The organism is Streptosporangium sp. NPDC023963 (genome assembly GCF_040639135.1).
Taxonomy (GTDB): domain Bacteria; phylum Actinomycetota; class Actinomycetes; order Streptosporangiales; family Streptosporangiaceae; genus Streptosporangium.
The window spans coordinates 36476-53923 of record NZ_JBEZZK010000003.1 but is presented as its reverse complement, the minus strand read 5'-3'; the positions used below and the strand labels follow the sequence as shown (position 1 = coordinate 53923).

Annotated in this window: 15 protein-coding genes; 8 read left to right on the top strand and 7 right to left on the bottom strand. The window is 72.1% G+C overall.

Annotation, left to right across the window (positions count from 1 at the left end; all coding sequences use genetic code 11):
• Positions 1 to 63 precede the first annotated feature (63 nt).
• The 4 genes from AB0F88_RS11510 to AB0F88_RS11495 all read right to left on the bottom strand — a co-directional run bounded on the left by AB0F88_RS11510 (position 64) and on the right by AB0F88_RS11495 (position 5662).
• Complete coding sequence (locus AB0F88_RS11510; RefSeq protein WP_362680818.1) at positions 64 to 834, bottom strand: MerR family transcriptional regulator; 771 nt, start codon at positions 832 to 834, stop codon at positions 64 to 66.
• On the bottom strand, positions 824 to 2059 hold the full coding sequence (locus AB0F88_RS11505) for an MFS transporter (protein ID WP_362680815.1): 1236 nt from the start codon (positions 2057 to 2059) through the stop codon (positions 824 to 826). Before AB0F88_RS11505 ends, AB0F88_RS11510 begins: the two co-directional genes overlap by 11 nt.
• Before the next feature lie 105 nt (positions 2060 to 2164).
• Entirely contained in the window at positions 2165 to 3607 is a 1443-nt protein-coding gene (locus AB0F88_RS11500; protein WP_362680813.1) for an extracellular solute-binding protein, read from the bottom strand.
• 48 nt (positions 3608 to 3655) lie between these two features.
• Positions 3656 to 5662 (bottom strand): VWA domain-containing protein, encoded by a 2007-nt coding sequence (locus AB0F88_RS11495; protein WP_362680810.1) that lies wholly within the window; start codon positions 5660 to 5662, stop codon positions 3656 to 3658.
• Between the two features lie 277 nt (positions 5663 to 5939).
• Here AB0F88_RS11495 and AB0F88_RS11490 point away from each other — a divergent pair, with 277 nt between their 5' ends.
• The 3 genes from AB0F88_RS11490 (at position 5940) to AB0F88_RS11480 (ending at position 8892) form a co-directional block, all read left to right on the top strand.
• The gene (locus AB0F88_RS11490) at positions 5940 to 7136 is read left to right on the top strand and encodes a pyridoxal phosphate-dependent aminotransferase (protein ID WP_362680807.1); all 1197 of its coding nucleotides are present in this window, start codon (positions 5940 to 5942) and stop codon (positions 7134 to 7136) included.
• A gap of 107 nt (positions 7137 to 7243) precedes the next feature.
• Positions 7244 to 8167 carry a tetrahydrofolate dehydrogenase/cyclohydrolase catalytic domain-containing protein gene (locus AB0F88_RS11485; RefSeq protein ID WP_362682460.1) on the top strand — a complete coding sequence of 308 codons (924 nt, stop codon included), beginning with the start codon at positions 7244 to 7246 and terminating at the stop codon, positions 8165 to 8167.
• A 221-nt stretch (positions 8168 to 8388) separates the two neighbouring features.
• Positions 8389 to 8892: an RICIN domain-containing protein gene (locus AB0F88_RS11480; protein ID WP_362680804.1), complete on the top strand. Its 504-nt coding sequence runs from the start codon at positions 8389 to 8391 to the stop codon at positions 8890 to 8892.
• Positions 8893 to 9277: 385 nt separating this feature from the next.
• Here AB0F88_RS11480 and AB0F88_RS11475 read toward each other — a convergent pair whose 3' ends face one another.
• A complete protein-coding gene (locus AB0F88_RS11475; protein WP_362680801.1) occupies positions 9278 to 10927 on the bottom strand; it encodes an MDR family MFS transporter in 1650 nt (549 codons plus the stop codon).
• Between the two features lie 81 nt (positions 10928 to 11008).
• Between AB0F88_RS11475 and AB0F88_RS11470 the strand changes: the two genes are divergently transcribed.
• From AB0F88_RS11470 to AB0F88_RS11450, 5 genes are all read left to right on the top strand, one after another.
• Positions 11009 to 11569 carry a TetR family transcriptional regulator gene (locus AB0F88_RS11470; RefSeq protein WP_362680798.1) on the top strand — a complete coding sequence of 187 codons (561 nt, stop codon included), beginning with the start codon at positions 11009 to 11011 and terminating at the stop codon, positions 11567 to 11569.
• 234 nt (positions 11570 to 11803) lie between these two features.
• Entirely contained in the window at positions 11804 to 12532 is a 729-nt protein-coding gene (locus tag AB0F88_RS11465) for an alpha/beta fold hydrolase (protein ID WP_362680795.1), read from the top strand.
• Positions 12533 to 12651: 119 nt separating this feature from the next.
• Positions 12652 to 13560 carry a carbamate kinase gene (arcC, locus tag AB0F88_RS11460; RefSeq protein ID WP_362680792.1) on the top strand — a complete coding sequence of 303 codons (909 nt, stop codon included), beginning with the start codon at positions 12652 to 12654 and terminating at the stop codon, positions 13558 to 13560.
• 27 nt (positions 13561 to 13587) lie between these two features.
• On the top strand, positions 13588 to 14679 hold the full coding sequence (locus AB0F88_RS11455) for a ring-opening amidohydrolase (protein ID WP_362680789.1): 1092 nt from the start codon (positions 13588 to 13590) through the stop codon (positions 14677 to 14679).
• Between the two features lie 223 nt (positions 14680 to 14902).
• A complete protein-coding gene (locus tag AB0F88_RS11450) occupies positions 14903 to 15466 on the top strand; it encodes an SseB family protein (RefSeq protein WP_362680786.1) in 564 nt (187 codons plus the stop codon).
• Here AB0F88_RS11450 and AB0F88_RS11445 read toward each other — a convergent pair.
• Both AB0F88_RS11445 and AB0F88_RS11440 read right to left on the bottom strand, forming a co-directional pair.
• Positions 15387 to 16406: a hypothetical protein gene (locus AB0F88_RS11445; RefSeq protein ID WP_362680783.1), complete on the bottom strand. Its 1020-nt coding sequence runs from the start codon at positions 16404 to 16406 to the stop codon at positions 15387 to 15389. The genes AB0F88_RS11450 and AB0F88_RS11445 overlap by 80 nt on opposite strands.
• Entirely contained in the window at positions 16385 to 17377 is a 993-nt protein-coding gene (locus AB0F88_RS11440; RefSeq protein ID WP_362680780.1) for a hypothetical protein, read from the bottom strand. The genes AB0F88_RS11445 and AB0F88_RS11440 overlap by 22 nt, the downstream gene beginning before the upstream one ends.
• Positions 17378 to 17448 lie beyond the last annotated feature (71 nt).

Genomic DNA, 17448 nt, shown 5'->3' with positions numbered 1-17448 from the left:
GACCGGCCACCGCGAGAGGTTCATTCCGGGGGCGCGGGCACGGCGCTCGGCGGTGACCGGCTCTCACGCCGGCGGGCCGGTGAGCGCTTTCAGCCTTTCCGTGATCCGGGCGACCACCATTCGCTGCGCGGGGTTCAGGGCGTCGCGCAGGTACTGCTCGAAGAGGCCGTACAGCTTCCCGTCGATGAGGTCGGTGCCCCCGTCCCACCCGGTGAAGTCGGCGACGATCATCCCCAGCCGCTCGGTGAAGTCCTCGACGAGGCGGTCGGTGACCGCCGGATCCGCGTCCGCGTCCAGCCGGTCGAAGCGCCGGGCGAGCCCCGCCACCACCTCGACGGTGCCGGGCGCGGCGATGTGCTCGTAGAACTCGGCGAGGTGCTCGATGCCGGCCTCGCCGACGAGATGCGCGAGAAGAACGGACTGCTCCCGGTCGATCCTGTTCATGGCCGGTGAGATGCCCGACAGGGCGAAGGCCTCGAAGAACCGCGCGAGTTCCGGGGGCACGTCGGGGAGGGTGCGGTGCTCGCGGATGATCCCCAGCATCGTCTTCTGCCTGGTGAGACGGGCGATCTGGGCGTCGAGCTCGTGCTCGAGGTCGCTCAGCAGATCGTGGTGGTCCTCCTCCTCAGAGTCGAGGAGGCCCGCCACCTTGTCGAGGGGGATCCCGAGCGCGGCGAGCCGTTTGATGCGCAGCAACCTGACCAGGTCCTGGATCGTGTAGCGCCGGTATCCGCTCGGGTCGCGCCCGGGCTCGGGCAGGATGCCGATCCGGTGGTAGTGGCGCAGCGTGCGGACCGTCACGTCCGCGAGTGACGCCAGCTCGCTACTCCGCACGCGCGGTCACCTCCCGCTCCGCCTCAAGGCTACGCAGCGCGGGCGCGCGGAGCGCCGCCAGCACGGTGACGAGCCAGACGACGCCCATGGTGGCTCCCGCGGCGGCCAGGCCACCGAAATGGCCGATGAGCGCGGCGGCGAGGATCCCCACCGGTCCGGCGATCGTCATGAGGGAGTTCTGCGTGCCCATGATGCGCCCGCGCAGGTCCTCGGGGATTCGTTCGATCATGAGCACCCCGAGCAGGCCGCCGAGCAGTCCCGAGGAGAGCCCCAGCACGAACGCGCCGGCGAAGACGGTCCACACCGGGGGAAGGGCCGAGATGACACCGATGCCCACGGCGCTGCCCAGCAGCCCGGTCACGAACCAGACCCGGCGTGACCCGCGTGTCGCCAGAGCGGCGTAGAGGCCGCCACCCACGAGGGTTCCCGCGGCGATCGCGGTGAGCACGAAACCGAGCGTCTCAGGGCTGCCGATCAGCGTGAAGTGCGCGGGCAGGACGATTCCCTGCAGGGAGACGATCACGGTGATCAGTACCAGGTTGAGCATCGTGACCGCGAGCAGGAACCGGTCGCGCCGGAACAGCACGCGCCAGCCCTCCTTCAACAGCCCCCATCCCGAAGCGGGCGGAGACACGGGGCCGGTCCCGGCGGGGATCACGCCGACGTTCCTCGGGATCAGGAGCGTGAGCATCGCCGCGGCGGACGAGGTACCTGCTGTGATCCACAGCACCATGGACCCGTCGAACAGGACCAGCAGGCTCCCGGCCGCGGCCGGCCCGATCACCATGATCAATGCGCCGAGGCCCTCCCTGATGCCCATGAGCCGGTGCGCGGGGATGCCGCCGGTCCGCACGATCGCGGGCAGGATCGCCTCGCGGGCCGTCATCCCCGGCACGTCACCGACCGCGCCGACGATGCCGAAGAGGATGAACCACCCCAGGTTCAACCCGGTCACGAGGTCGACGACGGGCAGGGCGGCCAGCGACGCGGCGGAGATCAGATCGGTGATCACCGACGACGTGCGCCTGTTGATCCGGTCGATCACTACACCCATGACCAGGCCCGAGACGAAGGCCGGCACCGCGGTGGCGGCGGAGAGGACCCCCGCGGAGAGGACGCTTCCCGTCGTCTGCAACACGATCAGGGGAAGAGCCACCGCGGCAATCGAGTTTCCCAGCAACGACAGGGCGTACGAGGCCAGGTAGATCAGGGGAACGGGCTTCATGCCCCCAGTGGAAACCATGACCTTACGTCGGGGGCAAGTGCCGGAGCCGGGGCGGGTGACCCGGCTCCCCACCTCACGGTGGGGACGTGAGGAAGGTAACGGGGGTCAGCCGCCGGCCAGCGCCTTTCTCAGCTTGGGGGCGAGGCCGGCCGTGAACGTCCTGGCGTCCTCGCACCCCTTGCGCCCGAGCGACCAGCAGCCGAGCAGCTCGTGGACCTCCGTGCGGAAGACCCGGCTGAACTGGCTGTAGTACGGGGAGGGCGGGCGGGCCCTGGCCTGTGTCAGCGCGCGCAGCAGCGTGTCGGGCCGCACGCTCTCGGACTCGGGCTCGGCGGCGGGGGAGGGGGTGGAGCCGGGCCGGGCGGCGGGTTCGGCGGCGGGTTCGGACGGGGTCGCCGCGGGCGACGGGCCGCCGCAGCCGCTCTCCGGCCGCGCGTAGAGCGCGGAGACCCTGGCGGGGGCGAACCCGCCGCAGTGGTAGAGCAGCCTGGCCGCCTCCCCGCCGGTCAGCGCCGCCACCAGTTGCTGCGCGGCGTCGCGCCGGACGGTGTGCCGGGAGACGGCGAGGTACTGGCCGCCGAGGACCCCCTGCCAGGGCAGCGGTGCCGCGCGGAAGGCGACCCCTCCCGACTTCGACTCCCCGGAGAGCACCTCGTGGGCGGAGGGCCAGTGCCGCAGGAACAGCGCGTGCCGCTTGCGGAAGGCGGTCAGCGACTCCGTCTCCGTGCTGCCGAGGGTCTCCCCGGAGATCACGCCGGCCCGCACCGTCTCGATGAGCCGCCGGACGGCCTCCACGCCCTCCTTCTGAGTGATCACCACGCGGCCGTTCGCGTCGACCACGTCCCCGCCGTTGGCCCAGATCGCCTCCAGGGCGTTGACCGTGAGCCCCTCGTAGGAGGCGAACTGCCCGGTGAGCCCGAGGACGGTGGAGCCGGGACCGGCGCGGCGCGCCTTCGCGAGGCCGGTCATGTCCCGCCAGTCCTTCGGCTCCCGCAGGTCGTCGAGGTGGTAGAGGAGCCCCACGTCGGTGTTGAACGGCACCGCGTACTGGACGCCGTCCCAGGCGCCCGCGGACCAGATCTGGGAGAGGAAGTCGTTGGTCCCGCCGTGCTCGGAGGTGTCGATCGGGCGCAGATAGCCGCCCTCGGCGAACTCGGGGATCCACTGGATGTCGAGGTTGTACACGTCGTAGTGCCCGGCCTTCGACTGGGCGGCCGAGATCATCGCGCTGCGCTGCTCGTCCGCGACCGAGGAGATCGCCACGAAGCACGCCCGGGGCCTGCCGCCGAAGCCGTTCCAGACGGCCTGGAGCGCCCGCTCGCGGGCCCCTCCCGAGACGTCGGCGCCGCTGGCGATGCGCAGGACGCAGTCGTCCCTGGGCGGGCCGGGGGGCGGGGTGGGCGCGGCGCTCGCCCCCAGGGAGGGCAGAAGGACGAGCAGCAGGAGGAGAAGGATCACCCCGTGGCCGACCGGCTTCGCGCCGGAGGGCGTGCCCCGCCCGCCCGTCCCGCCCGGGGCGGACGTCGTGGACGGCGAGGGGCGGCTCATCGGATACCTCCAGCGGGGAGACCTCGGGCTTCGGCCCTGGGGAGGACGTCAATCGGTGACCGTCCGGAGTTCGGTGAACGCGTCGTCCAGCTTCTGGTCGGGGTCGGTGCTCGCGTCGTAGCAGGACATCAGGCCCTCGTCCCTGAGCTTCGGCAGCGGGGCCGTGGCGCAGCCGTGCAGGTCGAAGGAGAGCATCAGCAGGCGGACACCGTCGTGTTCCCTGAGGTCCCCGACGGTCAGCCCGTGAGGGCTCCCCCCGTCGGTGAGTACGAGCACGGCCTTCCGCTCCCCGGGGTCACCGATCCTCGCCATCTGGCCGAGCGCCTCCCTGATGATGGGGCGCATCGGGGGATCGCGGTGCGAGCTGTCCCGGTAGGCCTTCTGGACGGCGGTGAGCCTGCCGGCGAGAGCCCTTCCCTCGTCGGCGACGGGCGCGAGGGGGACACCGCGGCCGTCGTCGTCGTCAGGGAAGAACGTCATGATCCCCGTGGTCAGCTCACCGCGCCTGGACGTGACGGCGAGCTGGGCCACCTGGATCGCCGCCTCCAGCCGTGACCTGCCGTCGTTCACCCTGTTGCCCGCCATCGACCCGGAGACGTCGACCACGACGAGCACGTGGTCGGCGAGCGGGGTCGCCAGCTTGTACAGCAGCTTGGAGATGTCCGGCCTCCAGCCCGCCGCCACCGGCGCGCCCGGCCTCAGCCAGGGCGCCTTCGCCGGCAGCCTCCCGACGTTCAGACGGCCCTCGGCGTCACGGAATCCGTAGCGGGGGAGGGCCTCCCGCAAGAAGTCGCAGAACTCCCTGACCGTCCGCTCGACGGCGGGGGGCCGCCTCAGGTCCGGCCACCGCTTGGAGACGCAGGCGTACCTCATGGCGTGGCCGCCCCTCGGGTAGACGGCGGTCAGCGACGGCGGCCGGTCCCCGGCGTTCTCCGGCGCGGAGGCGGCACCCGGCGAGCCCGCACCGGGGACGGCGCAGCCGCCCGACGCGGGGAGCGCGGGGTCGGCGCCCGACAGGGAGACGTTGAGCTCGTGGAACTGCTGCTCGGTCAGGACCATCGCGGACGTGTCGAGGGAGCCCGCGTACCGGCACATCACGTCGCGGACGTCGTCGCCCGGCCGTACCTTCGTGGACAGCCCCTCCGCGCGGCCGGGGGCGGCGGCCGTGGCCATCAGGCCGACGTTGGAGGCCAGCGGGTGGGTGCGCACGACCTGCCGGGCGCCCGGCCTGCTTCGCAGCAGGTCGGCCCAGTCGCGGTCTCCCGGTTTCCTGTTGGCCTCGGTGAGCTCCTCGGCGAGCTCCTCCGGCGCGGCGATGACCAGGGGCGAGGTCGCGACGACCGTCCGCGCGCCGAACGCCGGCATGCCGTCCGCGCTCCTGTCCAGGTAGTCGATCTCCTGCGGGGAGTCGGCGATCCACCCGTCGGGCCGGGCGCCCGGGGGCCGCAGGGGCATCGGCTCCGCCGTCCGCCCGGTCGCCGGCTGGACGGGGAACGTCCAGTCGCCCAGCCGGTCCCGGACCTCGTCGGCGCGCAGCCCGCTGACGTTGATGTTCATCTGACGGCAGCCCCACCAGTCGGTCTTCCCGGCCATGAACTCGCCGGCCGCCCGCTGGATGGCCGGGGAGGTCTCGGCGGAGGCCAGGAGCGTGATCTCGTCGGGGATCCGGCAGGTGACCCACGGCTCGTCCTTGGGAACGACGGCCAGGGTGACGACGACGGTGACCAGGACCCCGGCGGAGAGCAGCCACCAGGCGTCCTGGCGCACCCACTGGGAGAACGTCCCGAGAAGGCCGTACAGCCGTCCCGGAATCGCGCGGCGCAGCCAGGCGGTGCTCTTCAGCAGGTGGCCGGGGAAGATGGTCAATGCCGTCAGCGCGAGAATCCCGCAGACCAGGAGCACTTTCGAGGCGGTGGAAATGGAGAGGGCGAGAAGCACCAGCAGTGTCTGGACGAGGGCGTTGGAGAAACCGGTCACCATCTGCCACGCGCGTTCCGTCGAGCCGGTGGTGTCCGTCGAAGGCGAGGTCTCCGCGGTCTTCTCGCTGTTCGCCATCTGTCAGTCGTCTCCGCCGGTGGTTTCCCGAGACTTCGCGTTCACCCTACGTCGGACCATCACCACCGAGAGAGGCTTTCGGTGATCTACGGAACGGGGATTCACCGCCGCGGTGTTCACGGCCGCCCGCATTTACGAAGCCGGGGACGGACCAGGCATTCGGCGCGTCATGGTGGGTCCGCGGGGATGTCCTCCGGGAAGTCGCCAGGATGTTCTCCGGGAGGAGAACGCGGCGGTGACCGCGAGGCGCCGCGGGGGCGGGACTACGCTGGAGCGCGTGAGTGATCCTTTGGTGGCGCGGATGCGCGAGTTCGGCACGACCATCTTCGCCGAGATGTCGGCGCTGGCCCTGCGGACCGGCTCGATCAACCTCGGGCAGGGCTTCCCCGACACCGACGGGCCCGCCGCGATGCTGGAGCGCGCGGTGTCGGCGATCCGCGAGGGCGCCAACCAGTACCCGCCGGGGCCGGGGGTGCCCGAGCTGCGCCGGGCCGTCTCCGAGCACCGCAAGGACCACTACGGGCTCGACTACGACCCCGACGGCGAGGTCCTCGTCACCGTCGGCGCGACCGAGGCGATCGCCGCGACGATCCTCGCGCTGTGCGAGCCCGGCGACGAGGTGATCGCCTTCGAGCCGTATTACGACTCCTACGCCGCCGCCGTCGCCCTCGCCGGGGCCGTGCTGCGCCCGGTCACCCTGCGCCCGGTCGAGGGCCGCTTCACCTTCGACCCCGCCGAGCTGCGCGCCGCCGCCGGGCCGCGCACCCGGGCCGTCCTGGTCAACTCCCCGCACAATCCCACCGGTACCGTCTTCACCCGCGCCGAGCTGGACGAGATCGCCCGCCTGTGCCTGGAGCGCGACCTGGTGGTCGTCACCGACGAGGTCTACGAACACCTCACCTTCGACGGTGTCGAGCACGTGCCGATCGCCACCCTGCCCGACATGCGCGAGCGCACCGTGATGATCTCCTCCGCGGGCAAGACCTTCTCGGTCACCGGCTGGAAGACGGGCTGGATCTGCGCGCCGCCCGAGCTCGTCAGGGCCGCGCAGACCGTCAAGCAGTTCCTCACCTTCACCGCCGCCGCGCCCTGGCAGCTCGCCGTCGCCCACGGCCTGCGCCACGAGCTCGACTGGGTCTCCTCCCTGCGGGCGGACCTGGAGTCCAAACGCGACCGCCTGACGGCGGGGTTGTCCGCGGCGGGCTTCGAGGTCTACCGCCCCGCGGGCACCTACTTCGTGCAGACCGACATCCGTCCCCTGGGCTTCACCGACGGCCTCGCCCTGACCCGCGAGCTGCCGTCCCTGGCGGGCGTGGTCGCCATCCCGACCCAGGTCTTCTACGCCCGCCCCGAGCGCGGCAGGCACTTCGTCCGCTTCGCCTTCTGCAAGCGGGACGAGGTCATCGACGAGGCCGTGAGCCGCCTGGCCGGTCTCGGCGCGGCGGCGGGGGCGGTTCGACCCGGCGGGGGGTGATCGGGCATCCTGGGGGTGACGCGACTGGCGGCTAGGGGATGGCATCAACCATCGGGGAGCTCGTCGTGGGAGTCGACCGCCTGGGCGCCCACGCCGAGAGGACGCGCATGTCCCAGTTCGCAGCGAACGGCCCGGAGTCCGAGAGCGCGCCGTCGGCCCGGCTTCTCCCGGGCGGCCCGGTGGCCGAGAGGATCCTCGCCGACGTGGCCGCGCGGGTGGCCGCCCTGACCCGCGAGGGTGTCACCCCGAGCCTGGCGACGGTCCTGGTCGGTGACGACGACGCCAGCGCCGGATACATCCGCATCAAGCAGCGGCAGGCCGCCGAGCTCGGCTTCGCCTCGCCGCACGAGCACCTGCCCGCGAGTGCCACCCAGGCGGACCTGCACGCGGTCATCACCGCCTTCAACGACGACCCGGCGGTGCACGGGCTGCTCGTGCAGCACCCCGTCCCCAAGCACCTCGACTACGACCGGGCCCTGCAGGTCATGGATCCGGACAAGGACGTCGACGGCATGCACCCGCTCAACATCGGGCGGCTGGCGCTGGAGCTTCCCGGCCCGCTGCCGTGCACGCCCGCCGGGATCGAGGCGCTGCTCGCGTACTACGACATCCCGGTGGCGGGCCGGGAGGTGGTCGTCCTCGGCCGCGGGGCCACCCTCGGCCGTCCCCTGTCGATCCTCCTCGCGCAGAAGCGCCCGACGGCGAACGCGGCGGTCACCGTCGTCCACACCGGGGTGAGCGACTGGCCCCGCTACACGCGGCGCGCCGACGTCCTGGTCGCCGCCGCGGGGGTGCCGGGGATCGTCCAGCCCGAGCACGTCAAGCCCGGCGCGGTCGTCATCGGGGGCGGGGTGCGCTACGAGGGCAGGCGCCTGCTGCCCGACGTCGACGAGTCCTGCGCCCGGGTGGCCGGGGCCATCACCCCCAGGGTCGGCGGGGTCGGGCCCACCACGGTCGCGATGCTGTTCCGCAACGCGATCACGGCGGCCGAGCGCGCCACGGGCTCCCTCGCGGGGGAGGGGCCCCGGTAGCCCGCCCGGAGGACGCCCGTACCCCCGCGAAACGCCGGTCGTCGTGTCGCCGACCCGGAATCGATCTCTCTGCGTGTACCTTCTGCTGCGGAGAGTGATGGCCGGGCGTGCTCGCGGGAGCGGTGCGCGCGGTGCGGAGTGGATCGGGCTGGGCGGTTTCCTCCCGGTGGCGTGCGCCGCTCTCCACACTGCCGTGATTCGCAGGAAGGAGAGCATCGACGATGCGACGGAGATTCAGGGTGCTGGCGTCGGCGGCGGCGGTCGCGCTGGGATGCGCGGGGTTCGTCCCCGGCGCGGCGACCGCCTCGGGTTCGGAGTCCGCGGCCTGGGGTCCCATTCGCAGCCACCAGAACTGGCGCTGTCTGGACGCAGACCTCGGCAGCATCGGCCCGAACGGGACGAAGGTGCAACTGTGGGGCTGCAACGGCTGGGACAACCAGTCGTGGAGCTACGACGTGTCCAGTCACACGATCCACAGCAAGGAGAACGGCCGCTGTCTGGACGCCGATCTCGGCACCATCAACGCGAACGGGACCAAGGTGCAGCTCTGGGACTGCAACGGCTGGGCCAACCAGAAATGGATCTACGACGCGACGAGCCGCACGATCTACAGCATGTACAACGGGCGCTGCCTGGACGCGGACCTGGGGACCATCAACGCGAACGGGACCAAAGTACAGCTGTGGAACTGCAACGGCTGGGCCAACCAGAAGTGGACGCTCTGACGTCCGCCGCCCGCGGGTGGCGGTGCGGGCCGTGTCCGCTGTTTCCTCGCGCCGGGGCCTGACCTTCGGGCGGGGTGCGGTGGTGCGGGCCGTGTCCGCTGTTTCCTCGCGCCGGGGCCTGACCTTCGGGCGGGGTGCGGTGGTGCGGGCCGTGTCCGCTGTTTCCTCGCGTCGGGGCCTGACCCCCGGACGGGGTGCGGTGGTGCGGGCCGTGTCCGCTGTTTCCTCGCGCCGGGGCCTGACCCCCGGACGGGGAAGGGGGGCGATCCTCGCGGCGCCGCCGGGAGGATCGCCCCCCTCCAGGGGCGGGCGGCTCGGGTGAGACGGGCGTGGGAGGGCCCGGGGCCGGCCGGAGAGCGGGCCGGTCCCGGGCGGCGCGGGGGCGTTACCGCCTTCCCGCGACGGCCGGCGGGGTGGCCGGATCGGTCGGGGAGGCCGGCGGGGTGAGCGGATCGGTCGTGGCGACCGGCGGGGCGGTCGGGTCGGCGGTGACCGCCGGGGTGGCGGTCCGCGCCGAGCGCAGGGGGATCTCCCTGAGCATCAGGGCGGCCACCGCGGCCAGGACGGCGATCGGGACGCCGACCAAGAAGACCGCGCTCATCGCCCGGGTGAAGGCCTCCAGGATGATCTCCAGGATCGGCGCGGGAAGATCGTGGATGGCCTTGGGGGAGCCGAGGCTGGGAACCGTGCCACCGCTCAGCGGCAGGTGTGCCGCCTTCGCCAGGGAGATCAGTTCCGAGGTGAGCCGGTTGGACAGGATCGCGCCGAAGGCCGCGACGCCCACCGCGCCGCCGAGGGAGCGGAAGAACGACACCCCGGAGGTCGCCGAGGCGAGGTTCGCGCGGGTCACCGCGTTCTGGGCGGCCAGGATCAGGATCTGCATGGAGGCGCCGAGCCCGATGCCGAGCACCGCGTTGTCGAGGCCGACGATCACCAGCGAGCTGTCGACGTGCAGGCGGGAGAGCAGGAACAGGCCGACCGCGACCAGCAGCATGCCCACGACGGGGAAGATCTTCCATCGGCCCGTCCGGCTGACGAACCGGCCGGTCAGGATCGAGGAGGTGAGCAGGCCGAGCACCAGGGGCAGGGTCATCAGGCCCGAACCGGTGGGGCTCATGCCCTTGACGATCTGCAGATACTGCGGCAGGAACATCAGCGCGCCGAACATCGCCGCGCCGACCAGCAGGGAGGCGACGGACGTGAGCACGAAGGTGTGGTTGCGGAACAGGTGCGGGGGCAGGATCGGGTCGGCGGCCTTGCGCTCGGCGACGACGGCGAGGCCGAACAGCACCAGGCTGAGCGCGCCCAGGCCGTAGGTCCACGCGGAGTTCCAGCCGAACTCCTTGCCGCCGAGGGAGAGCAGCAGCATCAGCGCGGTGGTGCCGCCGGTGATGAAGGTCGCGCCCCACCAGTCGATCTTCGTGTCGCGGCGGACGAGCGGCAGCTTCAGCACCTTCTGGATGACGACGAACGCGACCACGGCCAGCGGCACGCAGATCCAGAAGGTCCAGCGCCAGGACATGTTGTCCACGATGAACCCGCCGAGCAGCGGGCCGGTCACCGTCGAGACGCCGAAGACCGCGCCGATGTAGCCGGAGTACCGCCCGCGCTCGCGGGGCTCGACCACGTCGCCGAGGATGATCTGCGGCAGCGCGGCGAGGCCGCCGGCGCCGATGCCCTGAGCCGCCCTGGCCGCGATGAGCTGGCCCATGTCCTGGGAGAAGCCGGCGGCGACGGAGGACAGCAGGAAGACGACCAGCGCGACCTGGAACATGAGCTTGCGGCCGTAGAGATCGGAGAGCTTGCCCCAGATCGGGGTGGAGGCGGTCATGGTCAGCAGGGTCGCGCTGGCCACCCAGGCGAGCTGGTCCTGGCCGCCGAGCGTGCCGACGATGGTCGGCAGCGCGGTTCCCACCACCGAGGTCGAGATCATCGACGTCAGCATGGCGAGCATCAGTCCGGCCAGGATCTCCAGCACCTGTCTGTGGGTGAAAACCGGTGCGGCCTCGGCCTGGATCTGTTGTTCGGTCGGCATGAACCTTCCCCCAATACATGTACAGTACACATGAAGTTAGTAGACGCTTGTTTACTCGTCAAATCTGGAAGGATCCCGTAGGTGGACGAGACACGGCAGCGCGACAGGGAGGGCACCAGGCGGCGCATCCTCGACGCCGCCCGCCGGCTGTTCGCCGACCTCGGGTACGACCAGGTGACGATGCGGGCGATCGCCGCGGAGGCGGACGCCAACATCGCGCTGATCAACCGCTACTTCGGCAGCAAGCGGGAGCTGTTCGCCGAGGTGCTCGCGATGCAGGGGCGCTTCCCCGGCGTCCTGGAGGGGCCCGAGGAGGAGCTGCCCCGCCGCCTGGCCGAGTACGTCGCCGACCGGCTCCGCTCCGACCAGGGGAGCGTGGTGCTCGCCGCGCTCATCCGGTCGTCCAGCTCCCCGGAGATCCACGAGATCATCCGCGACCGGGTCAGCTCGGCGATCCTGGAACCCCTGTCGGCGCGGCTCTCCGGGCCCGACGCGGCCTTCCGGGCGACGGTCGCCGCCGCGCTCGTCACCGGCACCGGCACGATGCGCCAGCTCTACGGTCCCGACGCCGCCGCGGCCCCCGACCACGAGGTCGTGGTCGCCCGCCTCACCGCCGTCTTCGAGGCCTGTCTCGGGATGTGAGGCCTGTCTCGGGATGTGAGGCCTGTCTTGGGATATGAAGCGCCGAGCCTGTCCCGGCGCCGCCCGCGATCATCCGGTCGCCCGCGGCATGCGAACATGGTGCATCCCGGGCCCGTCGCGGAGATCGCGGCGCTTTCCAGAGAGGACACGCGGTGAAGCACATCGAGGCCGGCCGGACCGACACGCGGCCCGGCACCCCGGCCAAGGCCACGGGACAGTGAGCGGAAAAGTCGCATGAGCTGGCTGCGCTGCCCCTTCCCCCGTCCGGGGGCGACCACGAGGCTGTTCTGCTTCGCGCACGCGGGAGGGTCGGCCACCGCCTACCGCGCGTGGTCCGAGCTGCTGCCCGCGTCCGTCGAGCTGCACGCGACGCAACTGCCCGGCCGGGCCGACCGGTTCAACGAGCCGTCGCCGGACGACATGGACACGCTGGCCGACGAGGTGACCGGGTCGATGCTGCCGCTGCTGGACAGGCGTTTCGCGCTGTTCGGGCACAGCATGGGGGCGACGCTCGCCTACGAGGTCACGCGTCGCCTCGAAACCAGGGGAATCGCTCCGGCACGGCTGTTCGTGTCCGGCGCGAGAGCGCCGCACGATCCCCGCGACAGGCCTCCGATCTCGGAGTACGACGACGACCGCCTCGTGGCCGAGCTGGCGAAGCTCGGCGGCACCGAGGTGGAGATCCTGTCCCACCGGGCGATGCGCGAGATCGTCCTGCCCTACGTACGCGCGGACTTCCGCCTGGTCGAGGCCTACCGCCACCGTCCCGGACCTCCGCTGCACACCCCGATCTCCGCCTTCGTCGGCGACGCCGACCCGGTGGTCACCCCGGCCCAGGCCAAGTCGTGGGAGACCCGTACGAGCTCAGACTTCTCCCTGACCGTCTTCCCCGGCGACCACTTCTACCTGCAGCCGCAGCGTGCGCCGGTGGTCGAGAGGACGGCCCGGACGCTCCTGGGGTGAGCGGCCGTCCCTCGCGACGCACGAAAGCCGGCCGGTTGGCTGGTTGTGCCGAAGGAACGGTACCCCTTGGGCAACGAGTGCCCATGAGGTGGGGCGGGGAGGCCGTTAGCGTCGGCCAGGTGGGTGAACGAGTACTGATCGCGCTCGGCGGCAACGCGATGACCGGGCCCGACGGCGGCGCCTCGCCGGTCGACCAGCACCGCGCGGTCGAGCAGGCCGTGCGCCACGTCGTCGCGCTCATCGAGGACGGCCACCAGGTGACCCTCACCCACGGCAACGGCCCCCAGGTCGGCAACCTGATCCTGAAGAACCAGCTCGCCGCCCACGTCGTGCCCCCGGTGCCGCTCGACTGGTGCGGGGCGCAGACGCAGGCCACCATCGGCACCCTCATCCTCAACGCGCTCGGCGGCCGCGCCGCGGTCGTGGTCACCCGTACGCTCGTCGACCCCGCCGACCCGGCCTTCCAGGACCCCGTGAAGCCGATCGGCCGCTACTTCAGCGAGGCGGAGGCACGCCGCTTCGAGGACCTCGGCCAGACCTGGCGCCGGTTCGAGCGCGGCTGGCGCCGCGTGGTGGCCTCCCCCGAGCCGCTGGAGATCCTCGACGCGCCCGCGGTGGCCGCGCTGGTGGCCGCGGGGTTCACCGTCGTGGCCGCGGGCGGCGGCGGCGTGCCCGTGACCCGCGACGGCGAGGGGCGGCTGGCCGGGGTCGAGGCCGTGATCGACAAGGACCTGGCCGCCGCCGTGCTCGCCCGGGCCGTGCGGGCCACGGTCCTGGTCATCGCGACCGACGTCCCCCGGGCCGTCGTCGGGTTCGGCACGCCCGGGGCCCGGCCCCTGGGCCACGTCACCGCGGCCGAGCTGCGCGTGTTGCACGCCGCCGGGCACTTCGCCGGGGGCAGCATGGGCCCGAAGGTCGAGGCCGCGCTGCGCTTCGTCGAGCAGGGCGGCGACCGGTCGGTGATCACCTCTCTCGAGGACATGGGAGCGGCGCTCACCGGGGAGACCGGCACCGTGGTGCGAAAGTGAACATGACGCGATCGAAAGGTGGCAGGGATGCCCGAACCCATTGAAGTGCGCAAGGTCCCCATCGAGAGCGTGACCGACGCCTCCGGGCTCGCCCGGCTCATCGACGACGGGGTGATCGAGGCGCACCGGGTGCTCGCGGTGATCGGCAAGACCGAGGGCAACGGCGGGGTGAACGACTACACCCGCATCCTGGCCGACACGGCCTTCCGCGGGGTGCTCGCGGCCAAGGGGCATCCGTCCCCCGAGAGCGTGCCGCTGGTGTGGTCGGGCGGGACCGACGGCGTGCTCAGCCCGCACGCCACGATCTTCGCCACCACCGCGAACGCCGAGCCGAACGACGAGCCGAGGGTGAGCGTCGGCATCGCGATGAGCGACGTGATCCTGCCCGAGGACATCGGCCGCCCCGCGATGGTGGAGAAGGTCGCCGCCGGGGTCCGCGAGGCCATGAAGCTCGCCGGGATCGACGACCCCGCCGACGTCCACTACGTCCAGACCAAGACCCCGCTGCTCACGCTGTCCACGATCAACGACGCCAAGTCGCGCGGCAAGGACGTGGTGATCGAGGACACCGGCCCGTCGATGGACATCTCCAACTCCACCACCGCGCTCGGCGTCGCCGTCGCCCTCGGCGAGATCGAGATGCCCGCCGCCGACCAGATCCACCGCGACCTGTCGCTCTACTCCTCCGTCGCGTCGTGCTCCTCGGGCGTCGAGCTGGACCGGGCCCAGATCGTGGTCGTCGGCAACGTACGGGGCATCGGCGGCCGCTACCGGATCGGCCACTCGGTCATGAAGGACGCGCTGGACGCCGACGGCATCTGGGAGGCGATCCGCTCCAGCGGCATCGAGCTGCCGGAGCGCCCCCACCCGTCCGACCTGGGCGACCGGCTCGTCAACGTCTTCATGAAGTGCGAGGCCGACCCGTCGGGCAGCGTGCGCGGCCGCCGCAACATCATGCTCGACGACTCCGACGTGCACTGGCACCGCCAGATCAAGGCCACCGTGGGCGGCGTCGCGGCCAGCGTCACCGGAGACCCGGCCGTGTTCGTCTCGGTCGCGGCGGTCCACCAGGGGCCGAGCGGCGGGGGCCCGGTGGCCGCCATCGCCGACCTCGGCTGACGGGCGGCACGCGCCCCGGCCGTGCCGTACCCGGACACGCTCCTGACGGGCGGCACGCGCCCCGGCCGTGCCGTACCCGGGCGCGCTCCTGACGGGCGCGCTCCTGACGGGCGGCGCCGGTGGGCGGCACCCGCCCCGGCCCGTGCCGCACCCGGGCGGGCCGGGGCGCGCGCCGGGCGGGGCGTTCGTCCTCCCGTCCCGGCCGCGGGTAGGCTCCCGGTTCGTGCCGAGCATTCCGCAGCCCCTGGTCCCCGGCGACGACGGCGCCGCCGACGCCGCCGTGACATCCGTGCTCGCGGCCTTCGCCGCGGGGAAGGCGCAGGCCGGCGAGGTCGTCGCCGCGCTGAGCGGGGCCCGGCTGCTCGTGCCGGTGGTCGCCCTGCTGAAGGAGTCGGAGATCGGCGAGCACGGGCTGCGGCAGGAGAAGGAGAGCGAGATGGCTCTCCCCAAGCTCGTCGGCGCGGACGGCCGCGAGGCGGTGCTCGCCTTCACCGGGATGGAGCCGCTGCGGCGCTGGCGCCCCGACGCCAGGCCCATCCAGGCCACGATCCTCCAGGTCTGCCAGGCGGCGGTGCACGAGGGCACCGCGGCCGTGGTGATGGACGTCGCGGGCCCGGTGCCCTTCGTGATCGAGGGCGGTCTCCTGCGGGCGCTCGCCGCGGTCGAGTCGGGCACCCTCGACCGGCTGGGGGCCGAGGCCCCCGGCGTCACCGTGGCGCGGATCGAAGAGATCGACGAGCCTCCCAGGCGTCGGCGGTTCGGTTGGCCGCCGCGTGGACGAGGTTGACCGTCAGGATCGCCGGGGCGACCACGGCGACGAACCCGCCGAAGTCGCGCTCGAAGACCAGGGCGAGGATCACCGCCGTCACTCCGTTCTGCTGGGCCAGCCCCAGGTGCACCCGGTCGATCATCGGCAGGCCGTGGGTGAGCACCAGCGCGGCGACCATCTGCGCGGCGTACGCGGCCAGCCCGAGCAGCACGCCCATGCCCATGTTCGTCCCGCCGACGAGCAGCAGGCCCATCAGGAACGCCGACAGCGCGAACGCCACGCTCACCGCCCGGCCCAGCCAGCGCGCGTCGGGCAGGCGCAGGTAGAGCCCGGCGGTCGCTATGCCGAGCATGAGGGAGGTCCACGCGGCCGACACGACCGCCCCGGCCGCCGTCACGTACGTCAGCACCGGCGGGGCGTTCCTGATCAGCCGCCACAGCAGGTAGACCGCGCCCGCGAACAGCACGTTCAGCCCCAGGTCGGCGAAGTACGAGGCCGACAGACCGCCGCCCCCCGAGCCGCTCACCAGCGCCGCCGCGTAGACGGCCAGGATGATCGTCACCGGGTCGTCGAAGGAGGACCACGCGCCGAGGATCGTCTTCGCCTGGTTCGACAGCCGGCTGTCCCGCATCACCCCGGCGACCGACAGCGGGTCGATCTGGGCGACCACCACCGCCATGATCAGCGCCCGGGGGTCGCCGGAGACGAGGTAGACGACCCCGGCGATGAACGCCGCCTTCAGCAGCACCCCGACGGTGACCGCGAGCACGATCAGCCGGGAGTGCTCCCTGGCCTCGGCGCGGTCGATCCCGTGCGTGCTGCCGTACAGGCCGATCGCGAGCAGCAGGCTGCTGAACAGCACGTACGCGCCCGAGTGTTCCAGATTGCGCAGGCCGCCCAGGTCGGCGGCGAGCCAGCCGAGGCCGACGACGACGATCAAGAGCCCGATTCGGGCCACCGCTCACTCCTCGGAATGGATCGCAGGTGCCCCTGAGGCTTCGGGGCGCGTTCTCGCTGGTTGATCGGGGGCAGGGTGAAGTGCCCGCGGATGGTGTCCACGAGCCTGGCCATCTTGTCGTCGGAGGTCTCGACCTTGCGCTGGTCCAGGGTCACCCCGATGAGGTAGCGGGTCTCGTCGATCCAGTAGAAGAACATGGCCCCGCGCTCCACGTCGAGGACCGTGCGGATCAGGACGCCCCCCTCCAGCCTGCGCAGCTGCCGGTTGAGCCGCTGGGTGAGCCAGTTGAGCTGGTTTCCGGCCTTGAGGTAGATCTTCCTGCGTTCCTCCTGGTCGGTCTCGTGGAAGAAGTGGGCCAGGTCGCCGTCCTCCAGCACGTCGGTGTAGAAGCAGCACTTCTGGTCGGCGAAGTAGGCCACGAAGTGCAGGTCGTCCTGGTCGACCATGGCCACGCAGCTGGCCAGCGCCTTCTCCACCGAGGGGCCGATGCCCGGCATGGTGCGGATCAGGATCTCCGACTCGCCGATCACCCTGCGCTTGGTGGCGGTGGGCAGCGGGCCCATCCCCGCCTCCAGGTACGGCAGGTAGAGGCCCCGGCGGTACTGGACGAGCAGGTAGACGCCGGTGGCGACGGCGAACGCGCTCACCCCCGCGGTGATCAGCCCGTGCAACTCGCCGGGCACCCCGCCCCGCCAGAGCACCGGGCCGAACGCCGCCACGAACCCCAGCACCGCCTCGCCCGCCGCGGTGACCGTCAGGGCGACCACCAGCAGCACCGGCAGCCGCGCCCTGATCCGGCCGAGCACGGTGGCGATGAGGGCGAGCGTCACGATCACCGCGATCACGGTGACCGCGCGGGCCACGTCGTACTCCTCGCCCTCGATGTACCACGCGAGGAGTTCGAGCAGCACCGGCAGGAGGACGAGTGACGCGATGACCGCGGGAATCTTGCTGAAGCGATCCGTGTCCACGCCGTCCGGCCCTCCGGGGGTAGGGATGCCTCCAGCCTCCGTGATCATCGCGGTGCCCGTCAATGACCTCC

Coding starts and splice junctions, on each gene's coding strand:
- AB0F88_RS11485 (WP_362682460.1), top strand. CDS start 7,244: ATGTCCCAGTTCGCAGCGAACGGCCCGGAGTCCGAGAGCGCGCCGTCG.
- AB0F88_RS11455 (WP_362680789.1), top strand. CDS start 13,588: ATGCCCGAACCCATTGAAGTGCGCAAGGTCCCCATCGAGAGCGTGACC.
- AB0F88_RS11505 (WP_362680815.1), bottom strand. CDS start 2,059: ATGAAGCCCGTTCCCCTGATCTACCTGGCCTCGTACGCCCTGTCGTTG.
- AB0F88_RS11475 (WP_362680801.1), bottom strand. CDS start 10,927: ATGCCGACCGAACAACAGATCCAGGCCGAGGCCGCACCGGTTTTCACC.
- AB0F88_RS11480 (WP_362680804.1), top strand. CDS start 8,389: ATGCGACGGAGATTCAGGGTGCTGGCGTCGGCGGCGGCGGTCGCGCTG.
- AB0F88_RS11500 (WP_362680813.1), bottom strand. CDS start 3,607: ATGAGCCGCCCCTCGCCGTCCACGACGTCCGCCCCGGGCGGGACGGGC.
- AB0F88_RS11495 (WP_362680810.1), bottom strand. CDS start 5,662: ATGGCGAACAGCGAGAAGACCGCGGAGACCTCGCCTTCGACGGACACC.
- AB0F88_RS11465 (WP_362680795.1), top strand. CDS start 11,804: ATGAGCTGGCTGCGCTGCCCCTTCCCCCGTCCGGGGGCGACCACGAGG.